This is a genomic window from Lysinibacillus antri, from assembly GCF_003977595.1.
In the GTDB taxonomy this organism is placed as follows: Bacteria; Bacillota; Bacilli; order Bacillales_A; family Planococcaceae; genus Ureibacillus; species Ureibacillus antri.
This window is the reverse complement of sequence record NZ_RYYR01000018.1, coordinates 1-15893: the sequence shown is the minus strand read 5'-3', so window position 1 is coordinate 15893 and position 15893 is coordinate 1. Positions and strand designations below refer to the sequence as shown.

The following is a 15893-nucleotide window of genomic DNA, read 5'->3' as shown; positions in this document are numbered from 1 at the left end:
AGTTGTGGGCGGATAACCGATTTTATGGGCGCTTGCGACGAGTTGTGGGCGGATAACTGATTTTGTGGGCGCTTGCGACGAGTTGTGGGCGGATAACCGATTTTGTGGGCGCTTGCGACGAGTTGTGGACGGATAACCGATTTTGTGGGCGCTTGCGATGAGTTGAGAGCGGATACTAAATTTTGCGAGCACTTAGCCGAATTCGCGGGCGTTTGGTAAAACACACTTACGGAAACGAAACCCTACCGAAAAAGTAGGGTTTTGCATTCCCATTTCAGACCTATCCTCATTTGAAATTATACGTCACGCCTGTCAATGTTTCAGAAAGCTTCCAAAGATTACATGCTACATGCTCATTATACAATTCATCAATAATATCTAGTTCAATTGGATCTCCTTTACTCCCACCTCTACCATCAGGACCAATGTACTCGCCACCACGCACTCTTGCTTCAGTCGCTGCATAAAGAATTGGATAAGCCCCCGTTTCAGCTTCTTGACCAATCAACTTTAACGAAGTACGTGTGAGTTTTCGCGTCAATTTTCGTGATCCTTTTGCAAATAAATTTGTTTGTGAAATCCCGGGGTGACACGCGACACTTTTGGAATCGATTTGATGTTGGCGGAATCGATATTGAAGCTCCTTTGCAAATAACATGCACGCGAGCTTACTTTGCCCATAATACTTTAGCGCTTTATACTTTTTCGTTCCTTTAAAGTTATGAAACTCCGGTTTGATTTTATGGGCTGCTAAACTTCCTAATGATACAACCCGAGAATTTGGTGTTTTCTTTAAGTAGTCTAAGAGGTGGCCTGTTAATGCAAAATGACCAAGATAGTTCACACCTACTTGTGATTCAAACCCATCCTTTGTTTGTTGAAAAGGAGGTGCCATAATGCCCGCATTGTTAATTAATATGGATAAGGAGTTAAACTTAGATTTAAAAGATTCCACAAATCGTTTAACACTGGCTAAATCATTTAAATCTAATGACATCGCATGTAGGTTCGCATTGGGATAATGGACTTTAATTTTGTCAATGGCATCTAATCCTTTATTCAAATTTCTTACCGCTAGCACAACAGTGGCATCTTTTTCAGCTAAAGCAAGGCACGTTTCATATCCTAAACCACTGTTTGCCCCGGTTACAATCACTACTTTCCCTGATAAGTCACCAATATCGCTTTTTGTCCATCCTTTACTCATTTATCACACACTCCTTTAGCGTTTCATATAAATAGAGAAAGCCACGGCGGTTGTCACAGTTTTCGCTAACCATAACTCATCTTTACAAAAGCCCGAAATTTGCAATTATTACGCCGAGCAAAATTATTTAGGTCACACGTCTCATAAGCATTATATGTTGGGAAGATTATTGTGATTAGACTTGTCTATGTATGAAACATCACATTTTCTGATGTTTTTACAGTGTCTAGCTATAGGCGCTAGCATCTTGGAAGTTTCCAGTTTTTTCGGAGCTGGGGGAGCGTATTAGCTTTTATTTTCAAAATTTTAATAGAAAAGAGGTACTTTATTGGTTAGTTATCATTGGGGTGTGGATTCTTCTCAAAGTGTAACCAAAGAGTTATATAATACTGTTTTACAATCTTATGGAAAACCAGAGTATTGGGGAAGATATTTAACACGAGTGGATGGCGCTTCAGAAGGATTAACCAAAGAAGAAATCCAATTGCTTCATAGTAACGGAATAAAAGTGATGCCGATTTATAATGATTTTTCTAGAGCAGTTGGGGAAGCACATGCCAAAGTCGTAGCTATGAATGCTACATATCAGGCAAAACGATTAGGTATTAAAAAGGGGACACCGATTTTTGCTAACGTTGAACGCTTTTTCGAAATCGATAGTCATTGGATCCGGGGGTATGTCGATTATTTATTTAATACAGACTATAAACCGGGCTTTTATCACGACCCTACTGAAGGCGGATTTAATGAAGCTTACTGTGAGGCTGCAGCACAAGATAAGAAAGTAGGCGTTCAGACCATACTATGGAGTGCTGAACCAGAACATGGAGTGACGAAAGCAAAAGATGCACCCGACTTTACTCCAACATTCCCAAACTGTGAAGCGAATGTGTGGGCGTGGCAATATGGACGGGATGCAGGGGATATCCCAATTAATACAAACTTAATTGACGGTCGAGTATTAAACATGCTCTACTAACATTTGTGGGCGGTCACTACATAAAGTGAACCGCCCACAAATGATTATCTCAAAAAATCCGGATCTAAATATTTTGGGTTTGGATACGTATAAAAGCCTTCTTTCGTTCCTGTCCCGAGTTTCCCTTGATCGATGTACTCTCGTTTTAAATATTCCGCAACTTTTTTCGACCCTTCATTACCAGCTTGTCCTTTTGCATACGCAATGTTATAAGCTGTATTGATTCCGACAACATCTAATATAGCAAATGGTCCTTTTGGCGAGCCTGTTGCAATTATCCACGTTTTATCAATCGTTTCAGGATCGGCAATACCCTTTACTAATAACCCTTGTGCTGCCTCTAAGAACGGAACGAGCAATGAATTAAGAATATAGCCCGGCTGTTCCTTTTGGAGAGGTAACGCAACCATACCAATTGCTTTGGCAAATTCAATGACATCTTCAAATACTTTTGAATCTGTATTTGGATGCATCATAATTTCAGCTGTGTTATTCAACCAAATTTCGTTTGCAAAATGGAGTGCTAAAAACTTTTCTGATCTTCCAGTACTATCGGCAAATTGACTTGGAAGCATTGTCGATGAATTCGTAGCAAAAATCGTTTTTTCAGGTGCAACTTCACTTAATTGCTTATAAAACTTCATTTTGATTTCTGCTAATTCAGGAACGGCTTCAATGACTAAATCTGCGTCTTGTACAGCCTCTTTTAAATCCGAATAAAAAGACATGCGATTATAGGCAGAATCAACCGCATCGGCACTCGCTCTTAAATCTTCCTTATATCGTTCCTTTAACGACATCATACGACTTTTAGCCTGCTCAATGGCTTCCTCATTAATATCATAAACAGAAACCTTGAACCCCTTATATGCTGTTTGAAATGCGATTTGACTTCCTAAAACACCACTACCAGCAACCGTTACATTTTGAAAATTCATATTCAATCTCCTTTGATAGCATAATTATGTTCCTTATAAATATTTACATGCTATTATGGATTTAATCACAGTCACATCAGCTTCGGGTGTTTTGGTTATTTTATTGATTGTTTTTGAATACTATTTAATAAAGGAGCGAGTGCGTATGTCAATTGCGGTTATTTTCGGGAGTACTCGAGAAAATGGAAATACAGAGATGCTCACTGAACAAGTAATTAAAGGCATTCCTGTAGAAAAGATTTATTTAAGAGAATACAACATTTTACCAATAAAAGATGAACGGCATTCCGAACATGGTTTTCAAGACGTAGATGATGATTACAATAAGCTGATTGCACAGGTCATGAAACACGATATTTTGATTTTTTCTACACCGATTTATTGGTATAGTATGTCTGGAACGATGAAGCTGTTTATTGATCGTTGGTCGCAAACGCTAAGAGATCAAAACTTTCCAAACTTCCGTACAGAGTTAGGGCAAAAAAAAGCCTATGTTATTGCGGTTGGTGGAGATAAACCGTACATAAAAGGGCTGCCACTCATTCAGCAATTTCAATACATTTTCGACTTTTTCGGCATGACATTTGAAGGGTATGTAATTGGCCGGGCAAGTAAACCTGGGGAAATGATTCATGACAAACGCGCTTTATCATCCGCTCAACAACTACAACAACATTTAAAAAATATAGTTGAAAAAAACTAAGGGGAATCAAAACGATTCTTCTTTTTTATTTTGCATAGCACCAAAAAATCAAAGCAAACTAACTACGTACTTAATAAAATATTTTTGGAGGCTATTATGTCTAAACAAAACCAACCAAACCCAGATAACAGACAAAACAATGTGGAACGATTGCAGGAAATGATAGAAAATACGGAAAATAAAATGCATGAAGCTGAAATTAGTATGGAATTTGCGAGTCCTGAAGAGCAACAAAGAATGAAAGAAAAAAATGCACGACGCCAACATTCCATTGCTGCCATGAAAGATGAAATTCAGGATGAAATGAATGCACGAAAAAACTCAGGAATTTAAGACGAAGCAAAGACTGTGATTAGAGTCATTCAATCACGGTCTTTTTTATTTTACATAAAGTGAAACTTCAATCCGTGGGGGTTTTCTTCATCCCCCACGGATAAGTAGAAGAACTCAGGCTAAGAACGCCACATCGTGTGGCAACGCCTGAGTGACCAACATCCTGTTGGTCCGAACCAATCGGGCGCATGCCAGCAGTTGATCTCCCACCTATCCTTATTGTTTTACTTAAGTCTTGAGGAGGGAGTCTTACTGCCCGTTAATGCGGGATAAAATTGTAATTCAGCTGTTGATAACTAACACTCGTTAGTATATAATAACTAACGAACGTTAGTATATAATGAAAAAGGGGAAAACTATGGGGAACAAAAATATTTGGATCGCTTTAAGTATGAGAACTGGATTTTTTCTTCTATTTGGTTTGGTGATGATTTTTTTATTTCAAGTTTTAGGTGTGAATGAAGCTATGAAGGAAGCAGAAAAATGGTGGCCATTTCAAGCCATTCTTGCAAATGTAGCAAGTTTTATTGTTTTAAAGCATTTGCTCAAAAAGGAAGGAAAATCGTTCAATGCAATTTTGCAATTTAACAAGGAGAAATTAGGAAAGGATTTTTTAAAGGGCTTATTTTACTTGTTCATTAGTTTTCCATTTGCAGCGATAGGCTTATATGGTTTCTCATTCTTAATTTTGGGCGATTTCCAGCCTCCTACAAACATGATGCAAGGAATCCCTTTAGGAGCTGCCATTATCGCTTTAATCACTTTTCCAATTAGTAATGCCTTAGTTGAACTACCAACCTACTATGGCTATGCTTTTCCAAGGATTGAGAAAAAATGGGGTATTGCCCTCGCCATGATATTACCTGCATTGTTTCTTTCAATTCAACACGGTCCTTTACCAATTGTATTAGAAAGTTCTTATATCACTTGGAGGTTATTAGCATTTTTACCTTTAGCATTTGTTGTTGCATTGATCTTTCATAAAACAAGAAATATTACACCGCTAATTATTGCCCATTTTGTGATGGATTTTCAAATGGTTGTTTACGTATTATTAGCTTCACTCGGTATTCCAATCGCTTAATAGTAAGGGAAATACGATTATCTTTTAAGAAATTATTTTCTGGAAAATAGTGAAATTTAGACATAAGTCGTCAATTATTTCTCAAATTGAACCTTAGTAAAGTTTTTTAGAAAACAGGGAAATATAGCTTGGCAATTACACAATAGAGAGCTTTTCTTGATGATTTCTTTCATAAAAATGATAAAATAAAAGAGAACATAAATCCTTTAAAACTTATCATTTAAAAAGGCATTACTCGTTAGAAAGGTCGTAATATTGATGGAACCATTACAATTGATCGTACAACAAGGAAAAAGTGTATTGGAATGCACGAAAGATTTAAAACGCATTGCGCACAAAAAAGGGAAAGATCGCTCAAAGGTTTTTGAACGATTCACTGCGAATAAACATTCCGTTCAAGTATATACAAACATAGATGCTTCGATTAGAGAAAATAATCATGTACAAAACTTCCTTCAAAAATTACAAAGCTTCAGTAATGAATTTGAACCAGCTCGTTATGATTTTGAAGGCGAAGTAAATGTTTCGCAAGTAGAAGAACTATATCCCCAAGTCATTGAGGCATATAATGCGATGGTAACTGAACTAGGTCAATCTAGTGAAGTCGTAAATTTTAAATACTTTAAATAACTTTTAGACTGTCAAGGAGCATATTCCTTGGCAGTTTTTTATTGTATAGGTGTCCAATGCGTCTATTTTTAAGAAATTGGAAAACAATTCTTGAAAATAAACCGTTTATCATTTATTTTAACTCTATAGACCGTCTCAATTTTTTGAGGCGGTCTTTATTATTTTTAAAAATTTTCCAAAGGGTGTCACTTTTCCAATTTTCTTACGACATATTTGAATGGGAATAGATTCAATTGACTCGCCACCGAAAATCTAAACTATTTATTCAGCATCAACTATTTTACGAGTTACATTTAGAAGGTTTTACACGTCTTATTATGAAATACAGGAGTGGGATAGATGGAAGATAGCTTCCTAGATATGTATGACCATTATTTTAATGATGTTTACCGATACGTGTATGTAAAAACGGGGAATAAGTGGGATACAGAAGATATTGTAAGTGACATTTTTCGTAAATCCTATGAAAAATTCCATCATCAAACAATACAAAATCAGAAAGCATGGCTCTTTGCAATTGCAAGAAATTCAATAGTGGATTATTACAGAAAAAAGAAGGGGGTACCTGTAGAAGATTTAGAACTTTATACAGCACCAGTTCCTTTTGAAGATTCTCTTGAACTTTCGGAAGAGATGAGTTGTTTACAAAAATCTTTACATGTTTTGCATAAAGAAGAGCAAGAGATTATTAATTTACGATTTTTTGCTGAGTTGAAGTTTAAAGAAGTCGCTAGTTTACTAAACAAACCCGATAATTCCATTCGAGTCAAAACTATTCGAATAACGAAGAAGCTAAAAATACTTATAAATAAATGTTTGGGGGAAACATAATGGATGAGGAAAAAGTGGAAAGTCTGCTCCATAAAGCAAAGGATTTGATCCCTGTTGATGACCATTTAAAAAAACAATTGCGAAAATCGTTTGAAAGTAAAAAAAAGAAAAAGATAAATAGCACCATCCTATATGCTATAACGCTTGCTGCAATTCTTTTTCTGTCGTTCGTCTTCGTATCGCAACCACCAAAAACAGTTAATGCCATTGAACTGCTTGTAACGAATGCTATTTCCTTTATAGATGTTGCTAATGGAGATATACAAACTATTGCAAATCATGAAGGTCGTTTATATGTCACGATGAAAAATCAAGAAGTATACACGCTGAATACAAGTGGATTAGGATTAAGTAAAATTGCTACTAAGGAAGCGGAAAATCTTAAGCATCTTTTAGAGAAAGAAGATTTAACTATAGAAGGACGTTTTACAATTTATGAAGACAAAGGAAACATCCTAATAAAGGATCTAAAAAAGAACGAAACGACCATAGTGGATAAAGGTCACTCTCCATCCATTAATCGAACGGGTGATTATATTGCCTATATAAAAGAAGACAATGGAATGGACCAAATTTGGATTGCTGATACCAATTTAAAAACGAAAAAACAGTTAACAACAAATCTACTACAAAGGGATTCTACTAAGCCTTTATACCAATACAGAACACCTGTTTGGGGAGAGGAGAATGCCATTTATCTCATTAAAGAACGAATGTTTGATGACGAGATTGAGGAAACACGATTAATGCAAATCGAACTTAGTACAGAAAAACTCACTTCAGAACAAACCGTCCATCAATTTATGCAAGCCTTAATGGTAAGAGACGATGATTACGCAAAAAGTTTAATGGTCTCACCACCTGACTTTTTAACCGTTTCTAACCCAAGAATTAGCAACTATAAAATACTTTCAACAACTGAGGGAAAACATGTAGATGAAGTTCGGGTAGAAATAACTCGGACAGATAGCCACTTACCCTATCTAAATAACAACCTTTATACATTTAAATTAAATGAAGTAGACGGTAGTTATAAAATTAAGGAAGTTACGGAAGATCAGTCAACTACTATTTCATCTGTAGATATGAAGACAATTCAACTTATTCAAAATGGGGAAACGAGAGCGTTATTTACATTAGATCAATTGAATAAACAAGAGATCAAAACTTCCGAATATCGTTTTAGCTCTATTGCATTTGACGACGACAATAACCGCATTTATTTCGGCATACAAGAAATGGCAGCAGAAGAGTCCATTTTTGGCGTTTCGATTTGGGTCTATGATATGAGGAACAATGAATTGACGTTTTTAAAAAGAATGGAACAAATCCAAGACGACAGCAATCTTGTTCTTGAAAGTATGCTCGTTAGTACGGATCAAAACTACATCGCTTTAAATATTTTTTCAGAGTCAAATTTGATTCCTTCTGTATATATCCTTGACCTAACGAATCTACAAAATGAGTTCTATCTAGATCAAAGTTACGCAACATATTGGCGCGGAGAAGAATTGATATACGAGAGCATAAATCCGCTGTTTACTACATTGCAATCGATAAAGGTAAACGACTCGAAAACACCTAAATAATCGATTTTAACTCAAGAAACAATGAAGGGACTACTCAAACACCGAGTAGTCCCTCTGTTATTTTATACAACTAGATACTTTTAACTCTTTCGATTAATTGGTTAATCAATTGACTCCATTCTTTTCCTTCTTTTGACTGTTCATTTTCACCATATGGATGTTCACTAGGTGCTACATAATAGATAGTATCATTTTTATTTTTCCCAATAAGTGTCATAAAAGGATGCTCTTGATAGTAACTCGATTTTAAGTGTTGTTCAGATAAGTGGAGTAGTGCAAAAAGCATCACATTTTTCTTTTGTTTTTCGTCCTTGTAATAAAAGAAGGTGCAAGGTGGATTACTTTCTTCATTTGTACAAGATCCTTCTTCAATGTTTATTTTGTTCATGATTTCTTCAGGCAACTGAAGTGTTACCCCTCGTGTACTGGTATAGGTTTTCATCGTTTGAAATTGCTGTTCAATATGGGACGTATCTACCTCATTATAGGTTTTCCATATTCCTACAGATTCTTTTGTAGCCCGTTCAATTTTCTTTATCAACCATTGCTCCCCTGATTTTTCGAGAGTGAGGCGAGCTAGATCAGTTCCTGCTTTTCCTGTTGAAGTAAAGAGATTAAATTCAACAACATATTCCATTTGTTTTTTACTTTTCAGTTCTTTTTCACTAATAATTTTGTACGTTTCAACCCAAGGACTTGATACGCCTGTTACCCAATGATTAGTAGCTAGTGTTGTATAAACTTTTTCTTGTTCATCTTTAGAAAGAAGGGCATATTGGACGGCACCATTTCTCTCTTTTACAGCTTTTGCAAACACTTCGACCGTTTCTCTTGGTGTTGTCGGAATTATGCTTAACTCTAACATTTTTATTCGTTCTTCATATACGGACTGTTGACTAATCCCTTCCTGATATTCACTTTTCACTTCCATTTTCTCCAATGGTTCGGCACTTCCTACAGTTGAAATCGTTAATGCTAGGACAGTACCAATTAATGATTTTTTAAACATTTCCTACATCCTCCTATGATTCAATATGGCTGACCGGATCCTTTGTCATTCCATATATAAAAACGATTGAGAATTAAGTTTGTAACATCCTTTGGGAATTTTTTAAATAAAAAGGGAAGTACCTTATAATCTACAAGGTCTCCCCAATTTTTATTCTTGAACATATTCATATTTTAATTCATCTAAAGTCGAATCCACTTTTACAACGAGGTCATGTTCATTGAAAAACCACAAATCATCTCTTTCAATATAAAAACGAATTCCATCTATTTCTGTTTCGACGCCAATATCGTGCGGCTCCTCACGATTCATCCCTAAAGAAAAGGCTTCATGAAATGGGGAAGAACCACCGTAACGTGCGTAAAACCGAATTTGATCTCCATTTTTTGCTTCCATCTCATGTTTAAACCAATGTAGTGCTTCATTTGTTATGACGAGTTTCATACGTACATCCTTTCGCAAACACTGTTATAGCCATTTTACTTTTGGTTCCGTGCCTTCCTTAATCCGTTTAATGTTAGCACGGTGACGGTAGAAAATAAATGCAGCTAACAGTGTGACTAAAATCAATAAGGCATAATCACCTGTTACGATCACATAAATGATACAATAAATGACTCCGATTACCGATACAACCATTGAGGATAAACTTACAATCTTTGTGATTTTCAATGAAATAAAAAATCCTACTATTAAAACTATGAATAACGGCCATGCATAGCCTAATAAAACACCACCGGAAGTTGCAACGGCTTTACCTCCGCGGAAACCTGCAAAAATTGGGAACATATGACCAACAACAGCAATTGCACCTAAAATTAAAGGGTGAATGGATGCGTCGTTAAAATACGGGATGATGGGAAGTATTGTTGCCACTGTTCCTTTTAATATGTCTAAAGTTGTGACAATAATTCCAGCTTTTTTACCTAGAACACGAAAAGAGTTTGTCCCTCCTAAATTTCCGCTACCATGTTCGCGGATATCTGTTTTATAGAAGAGTTTGCCAATCCATAACCCAGATGGAATTGACCCGATTAAATAAGCACAGATTATAATAATTGCATTAATCATAAATTGGTCCTTTCAAAAAGATTATTACTACTAAAGAGATGTAATGTACTACCATTTTACTCTTTTTTTAACGTGGTCGAAAGTATATTTTCCATCTCTTGAAAAATGATTACATTTATCCTACAAAATAATTTTATAAGAATATGCATGAAGTTGAAGGAAAAAGTAAAAATTATCGTGAATAAAGACAAGAACAACACGATTATTTACTGTTTTGTAAATACGAGGGAATAGAGGAAATTATAAATAATTGAGAGATAGTTTGTATTCCTTGACTTTTGTTTGATACAATAAATGAGCTTGTTCGATATGCGAATATTGACAGAACAATCTATTGAAAGTACGATTAAATAGAGTAGAACGGACGTTTGTATTTTGGAGGGGATTTGATTTGGCAATTAATCAGCCAGGGATCGCATATAATGACGATGCCATTCAAGTATTAGAAGGACTAGAAGCAGTTCGAAAAAGACCTGGTATGTATATTGGCTCCACTGACAGTCGTGGCCTTCACCACTTAGTTTATGAGATTGTAGACAATGCTGTGGATGAAGCTCTTGCTGGATTTGGTTCTCATATCATCGTTAAAATTCATGAAGACAATTCCATTAGTGTACGAGACCACGGACGCGGTATGCCAACAGGGATGCATAAAATGGGAAAACCTACACCGGAAATTATTTTCACGATTCTCCATGCAGGTGGAAAATTTGGACAAGGTGGCTATAAAACAAGTGGTGGTTTACACGGTGTTGGGTCTTCCGTTGTTAATGCACTTTCACATTTTTTAGAAGTAACCATCTATCGTGACGGACAAGTATTCCGTCAACGTTTTGAAAATGGTGGTAAACCGGTTACAACGCTAGAAGTAATAGGAACAACAAAAGAATCCGGTACTCTTGTACACTTCCTTCCAGATAAAGACATTTTTTCAACTACAAAATATAACTATGATACGCTAGCTGAACGCCTACGCGAATCTGCGTTTTTATTAAAGGGATTAAAAATCGAATTAATCGACGAACGCGGTGAAGGTCAAACTGAAGTATTTCATTACGAAAATGGTATTGAAGCCTTTGTATCTTATTTAAATGAAGAAAAAGATGTGTTACACCCTGTGAAATATGTTGAAGGTACTCAAGATGATATTGAGATTGAATATGCTTTCCAATTTAACGATGGGTACACAGAGACGCTTCTTTCTTTCGTTAACAATGTGCGAACTCGCGACGGCGGAACTCATGAAACTGGTGCAAAATCAGCCATGACGCGTGTGTTTAATGAATATGCAAGAAAAGTTGGTCTTTTAAAAGAAAAGGATAAAAACTTAGAGGGAACGGATATTCGTGAAGGTCTCTCAGCAATTATCTCGGTTCGTATCCCAGAGCATCTTTTACAATTTGAAGGACAAACAAAAAGTAAGCTTGGTACAACGGAAGCTCGGTATGCTGTTGAATCGGTTGTCTCTGAACAAATGCTCTATGTATTAGAAGAAAATGCAGAGTTATCAGCTTCCCTAGTACGTAAAGCCATTCGTGCACAACAAGCGCGGGAAGCAGCACGTAAAGCGCGAGAAGATGCCCGTAACGGCAAAAAGAAAAGGGCTAGCACATTGCTTTCCGGTAAGTTAACACCTGCACAGTCTCGAAATGCTGCGCGAAACGAACTATACCTTGTGGAGGGTGACTCTGCCGGTGGTTCGGCAAAACAAGGGCGCGATCGTACATTCCAAGCAATTTTACCTTTGCGCGGGAAAGTAATTAATACCGAAAAAGCGAAACTAGCTGACATTATGAAAAATGAAGAAATCGCTACAATTATTCATACGATTGGGGCTGGCGTTGGGGCTGATTTTAATGTAGAAGATGCCGCATACGACAAAGTCATCATTATGACCGATGCCGATACAGACGGTGCCCATATTCAAGTATTGTTGTTAACTTTCTTCTATAAATATATGCGTCCATTGATTGATGCAGGGAAAGTATTTATCGCATTACCACCACTATATAAAATTTCAAAAGGTGCTGGTAAAAAAGAAGTGATTGAATACGCTTGGACAGAAAAAGAATTACAATCTGCCATAAAAAAGGTAGGAAAAGGCTATATTCTTCAACGCTATAAAGGATTAGGGGAAATGAATGCAGACCAATTATGGGATACAACCATGAACCCTGAAACAAGAACATTAATCCGTGTCACAATTGACGATGCAGCACGTGCAGAACGTCGTGTGACTACGTTAATGGGCGATAAAGTAGAGCCACGACGTAAATGGATTGAATCAAACGTCAATTTTGGTATGGAGGATGACTTGAATATTTTAGATAGCGAATTCATCCAACATGAGGAGGAATTAGAAGTATGACGTCTGCTGAAACATTTCAAGAATTACCATTAGAAGAAGTAATGGGCGATCGATTTGGTCGTTATAGTAAATATATCATTCAAGACCGGGCGCTACCTGATGCCCGGGATGGTTTAAAACCGGTTCAACGACGAATTTTATATGCCATGTTCAATGAGGGGAATACAAGCGAAAAACCTTTCCGTAAATCTGCTAAAACAGTCGGGAACGTTATTGGTAATTTCCATCCCCATGGTGACTCTTCCGTATATGAAGCAATGGTTCGTTTAAGTCAAGATTGGAAAATGCGCCACATGTTAATTGAAATGCATGGGAATAATGGTTCTGTAGATGGTGATCCACCTGCAGCAATGCGTTATACAGAGGCACGACTCTCTGCCATCGCTGCCGAAATGTTACAAGATATTACAAAACGAACAGTAGAGTTTGTTCCGAACTTTGACGATCAAGATATGGAGCCAACTGTTTTACCAGCTCGTTTTCCAAATTTACTCGTAAACGGTTCAACAGGGATTTCTGCCGGGTATGCAACGGATATTCCTCCCCACAATTTAACCGAGGCCCTTGATGCAGTTTTAATGCGTCTAGATAAAAAGGACTGTACAGTAGAAGAACTGATGACCGTCATTAAAGGGCCAGATTTTCCAACTGGTGGCATTATCCAAGGTGTAGATGGCATTAAAAAGGCGTATGAAACAGGTAGAGGGAAAATTATTGTTCGCGCCAAAGCAGAAATCGAACAAATTAAGGGCGGTAAAGAACAAATTATCGTAACAGAACTACCGTACGAGGTAAACAAGGCGAACTTAGTTAAAAAAATTGACGAGCAACGTGTCGACAAACGTCTTGAAGGAATTGCAGATATCCGAGACGAATCAGACCGTACTGGTTTACGAATTGTAATTGAATTAAAGAAAGATGTTCAGGCACAAGGGATATTAAACTACTTATATAAAACAACTGAACTACAAATCAATTACAATTTTAATATGATTGCCATCCATAATCGTCGTCCTACAATGATGACGTTACCGTTAATGTTAGACTCCTACATTGACCATCAAAAGGATGTTGTCACAAAACGATCTAAATACGATCTTCAAAAAGCGAAAGATCGCTTACATATCGTTGAAGGTTTAATTAAAGCCATTTCCATTTTAGATGAAGTCATTACAACAATCCGTTCATCAAAAGATAAACGAGATGCAAAAGATAATTTAGAAACGAAATTTGGCTTTACGGAAATTCAATCAGAAGCAATTGTCAGCTTACAACTATACCGTTTAACCAACACGGATATTACAGAGCTACAAGCCGAACAAGATGAGCTTGAAAAATCTGTGGCAAAGCTAAACGATATTTTATCCAATGAAAAACAATTAATTAAAGTTATTAAGTCGGAATTACTCGACATTCGAAAAAGATTTACAGAGCCACGTCGTTCGATCATTGAGGCTGAAATTGAAGAGATCAAATTAACACTCGATGTTTTAGTTCCGAGTGAGGAAGTTGTCGTAACCGTAACAAAGGATGGCTATGTAAAACGTACAAGTACTCGTTCCCATGCAGCATCCAATGGGCAAGATTTTGCAATGAAAGAGTCCGATTACTTGTTATTTGAACGAAACTTAAATACCCAACATTTTATTTTACTATTTACGAATAAGGGGAACTATATCTATCAGCCAGTTCACGAATTACCAGATATACGTTGGAAAGATCTTGGGCAACATATTTCAAGTATTGTCCCGATTGATAAAGACGAGGAAATTATCGAAGTCATTGGGGTAGAGAAGTTCGATCAAGAAAATGTCTTTATTCTAACAGCTACGAAAGAAGGACAAATTAAACGTTCAGCCCTTTCGGATTATGTCGTAACCCGTTACTCTAAACCAATTAAAACGATGAATGTAAAAGATACTGATGAAATGATTTTTGCAAGCTTAGTACATTCAGATAAAGAAAATGAACTACTGTTAACGAGCCACCTAAGCTATAGTATCCGATTTGATCTTGAAGAAATCCCAGTCACTGGTGTCAAAACAGGTGGCGTAAAAGGGATGAACCTAAAAGACGGTGACTATTTAAAATCGGTGAATATTTTAAATAACGAAACGAATGAAGATGTAATCGTTGTGACGCAGCGAGGAGCTGTAAAACGCATGAGCATCTCAGAAGTCGAAAAGAGTAGCCGTGCAAAACGAGGCGTTGTCATTCTTAAAGAATTAAAATCTAATCCTCATCGAATTTTTGCAGTTAAAGTGGTCTCCACTGATAGTCTAGTACATTTAGAAACTGAAAAACATGTACAAGAGACAATTGAAGTATCTAATCTTTCACGAGCAGACCGTTATTCAAATGGTTCTCTAAAAATTGATGTGACAAATGATGGCGAATTGACTTTCGTAAAAGTCGTTTCCAAAACTCAAACAGAATCCTAAATGAGAGAGATGTAAAATTCACATGATGTGATTTTTACTTCTCTCTTTTTCTATTGTTCCATTGCAATTCATTTCCAATAATACTAATATAGTGTTCATAGGTTTAAGAGGAGGTCTATATGGCTGAAAAAAATCGATCAAAAGGAATTGTTCTTGTTTTAACAGCTGCATTGTTTTGGGGAATATCAGGTACCGTATCCCAATATTTATTTCAACATTTAAAAATCAGTACAGAGTGGCTAACAACTGTTCGATTGCTAAGTGCAGGACTATTGCTTACTTTAATCGCCTATAAACGAGAGGGGAACCGTGTTTTTGACATTTGGCGTAATAAGGTAGATGTAGTAGGAATTATTATTTTCGGTATTGTGGGAATGATTGGTGTTCAATATACATATTTAGCCGCAATCAAACATGGAAATGCGGCAACGGCAACCATATTACAATACTTAGGCCCAGCTCTCGTAACAGGCTATTTTGTGCTTAAGGCGAGACGTTTGCCGACAAGAAAGGAAATCATTGCAATTGGATTTGCTTTAGTGGGAACATTTTTATTAGTTACTCATGGTAATTTACAATCATTATCGATTTCAAAAGAAGCATTTGTATGGGGGATGCATTTGGCAATCAAAAAATGTAATAAATGGTCATTAATTTTGCGACCACTTGCCAACACTATTTTTACTTATTTTCGAATACTAGAATTACGG

General features: G+C 36.5%; 15 protein-coding genes. 10 read left to right on the top strand and 5 right to left on the bottom strand.

The features are described from left to right. Positions 1–286: 286 nt before the first annotated feature. Entirely contained in the window at positions 287–1207 is a 921-nt protein-coding gene (locus tag EK386_RS13175) for an oxidoreductase (protein WP_126659645.1), read from the bottom strand. A gap of 328 nt (positions 1208–1535) precedes the next feature. Between EK386_RS13175 and EK386_RS13170 the strand changes: the two genes are divergently transcribed. Continuing rightward, complete coding sequence (locus EK386_RS13170; protein ID WP_126659644.1) at positions 1536–2186, top strand: glycoside hydrolase domain-containing protein; 651 nt, start codon at positions 1536–1538, stop codon at positions 2184–2186. A 44-nt stretch (positions 2187–2230) separates the two neighbouring features. Here the strand turns inward: EK386_RS13170 and EK386_RS13165 are convergent, their stop codons facing one another. Beyond that, positions 2231–3124, bottom strand: coding sequence for a 3-hydroxyacyl-CoA dehydrogenase (locus EK386_RS13165; RefSeq protein WP_126659643.1), 894 nt, complete (start codon positions 3122–3124; stop codon positions 2231–2233). A gap of 145 nt (positions 3125–3269) precedes the next feature. On the opposite strand from EK386_RS13165, the gene EK386_RS13160 reads away from it, so the two are divergent. From EK386_RS13160 to EK386_RS13135, 6 genes are all read left to right on the top strand, one after another. Continuing rightward, positions 3270–3827 (top strand): flavodoxin family protein, encoded by a 558-nt coding sequence (locus EK386_RS13160; protein WP_126659642.1) that lies wholly within the window; start codon positions 3270–3272, stop codon positions 3825–3827. A 96-nt stretch (positions 3828–3923) separates the two neighbouring features. Continuing rightward, positions 3924–4160: a small acid-soluble spore protein Tlp gene (gene tlp, locus EK386_RS13155; RefSeq protein WP_126659641.1), complete on the top strand. Its 237-nt coding sequence runs from the start codon at positions 3924–3926 to the stop codon at positions 4158–4160. Between the two features lie 358 nt (positions 4161–4518). Next, complete coding sequence (locus EK386_RS13150) at positions 4519–5244, top strand: CPBP family intramembrane glutamic endopeptidase (protein ID WP_126659640.1); 726 nt, start codon at positions 4519–4521, stop codon at positions 5242–5244. Between the two features lie 258 nt (positions 5245–5502). Then, positions 5503–5874, top strand: coding sequence for a hypothetical protein (locus EK386_RS13145; RefSeq protein WP_126659639.1), 372 nt, complete (start codon positions 5503–5505; stop codon positions 5872–5874). Positions 5875–6213: 339 nt separating this feature from the next. Beyond that, positions 6214–6705, top strand: a complete 492-nt coding sequence (locus EK386_RS13140; protein ID WP_126659638.1) for an RNA polymerase sigma factor — start codon at positions 6214–6216, stop codon at positions 6703–6705. Continuing rightward, positions 6705–8294 carry a TolB-like translocation protein gene (locus EK386_RS13135; RefSeq protein ID WP_126659637.1) on the top strand — a complete coding sequence of 530 codons (1590 nt, stop codon included), beginning with the start codon at positions 6705–6707 and terminating at the stop codon, positions 8292–8294. Before EK386_RS13140 ends, EK386_RS13135 begins: the two co-directional genes overlap by 1 nt. Before the next feature lie 70 nt (positions 8295–8364). Here EK386_RS13135 and EK386_RS13130 read toward each other — a convergent pair whose 3' ends face one another. From EK386_RS13130 to plsY, 3 genes are all read right to left on the bottom strand, one after another. After that, positions 8365–9303, bottom strand: a complete 939-nt coding sequence (locus tag EK386_RS13130) for a hypothetical protein (RefSeq protein WP_126659636.1) — start codon at positions 9301–9303, stop codon at positions 8365–8367. Positions 9304–9453: 150 nt separating this feature from the next. Then, positions 9454–9747: a HesB/YadR/YfhF family protein gene (locus EK386_RS13125; protein ID WP_126659635.1), complete on the bottom strand. Its 294-nt coding sequence runs from the start codon at positions 9745–9747 to the stop codon at positions 9454–9456. A 24-nt stretch (positions 9748–9771) separates the two neighbouring features. Then, positions 9772–10374 carry a glycerol-3-phosphate 1-O-acyltransferase PlsY gene (plsY, locus tag EK386_RS13120; protein WP_126659634.1) on the bottom strand — a complete coding sequence of 201 codons (603 nt, stop codon included), beginning with the start codon at positions 10372–10374 and terminating at the stop codon, positions 9772–9774. 391 nt (positions 10375–10765) lie between these two features. Here plsY and parE point away from each other — a divergent pair, with 391 nt between their 5' ends. The 3 genes from parE to EK386_RS13105 form a co-directional block, all read left to right on the top strand. Then, a complete protein-coding gene (parE, locus tag EK386_RS13115) occupies positions 10766–12742 on the top strand; it encodes a DNA topoisomerase IV subunit B (RefSeq protein WP_126659633.1) in 1977 nt (658 codons plus the stop codon). Continuing rightward, the gene (parC, locus tag EK386_RS13110) at positions 12739–15183 is read left to right on the top strand and encodes a DNA topoisomerase IV subunit A (RefSeq protein ID WP_126659632.1); all 2445 of its coding nucleotides are present in this window, start codon (positions 12739–12741) and stop codon (positions 15181–15183) included. The genes parE and parC overlap by 4 nt, the downstream gene beginning before the upstream one ends. 119 nt (positions 15184–15302) lie before the next feature. Further along, the coding region (locus EK386_RS13105; protein ID WP_148108963.1) for a DMT family transporter at positions 15303–15893 on the top strand (591 nt) is incomplete at its 3' end.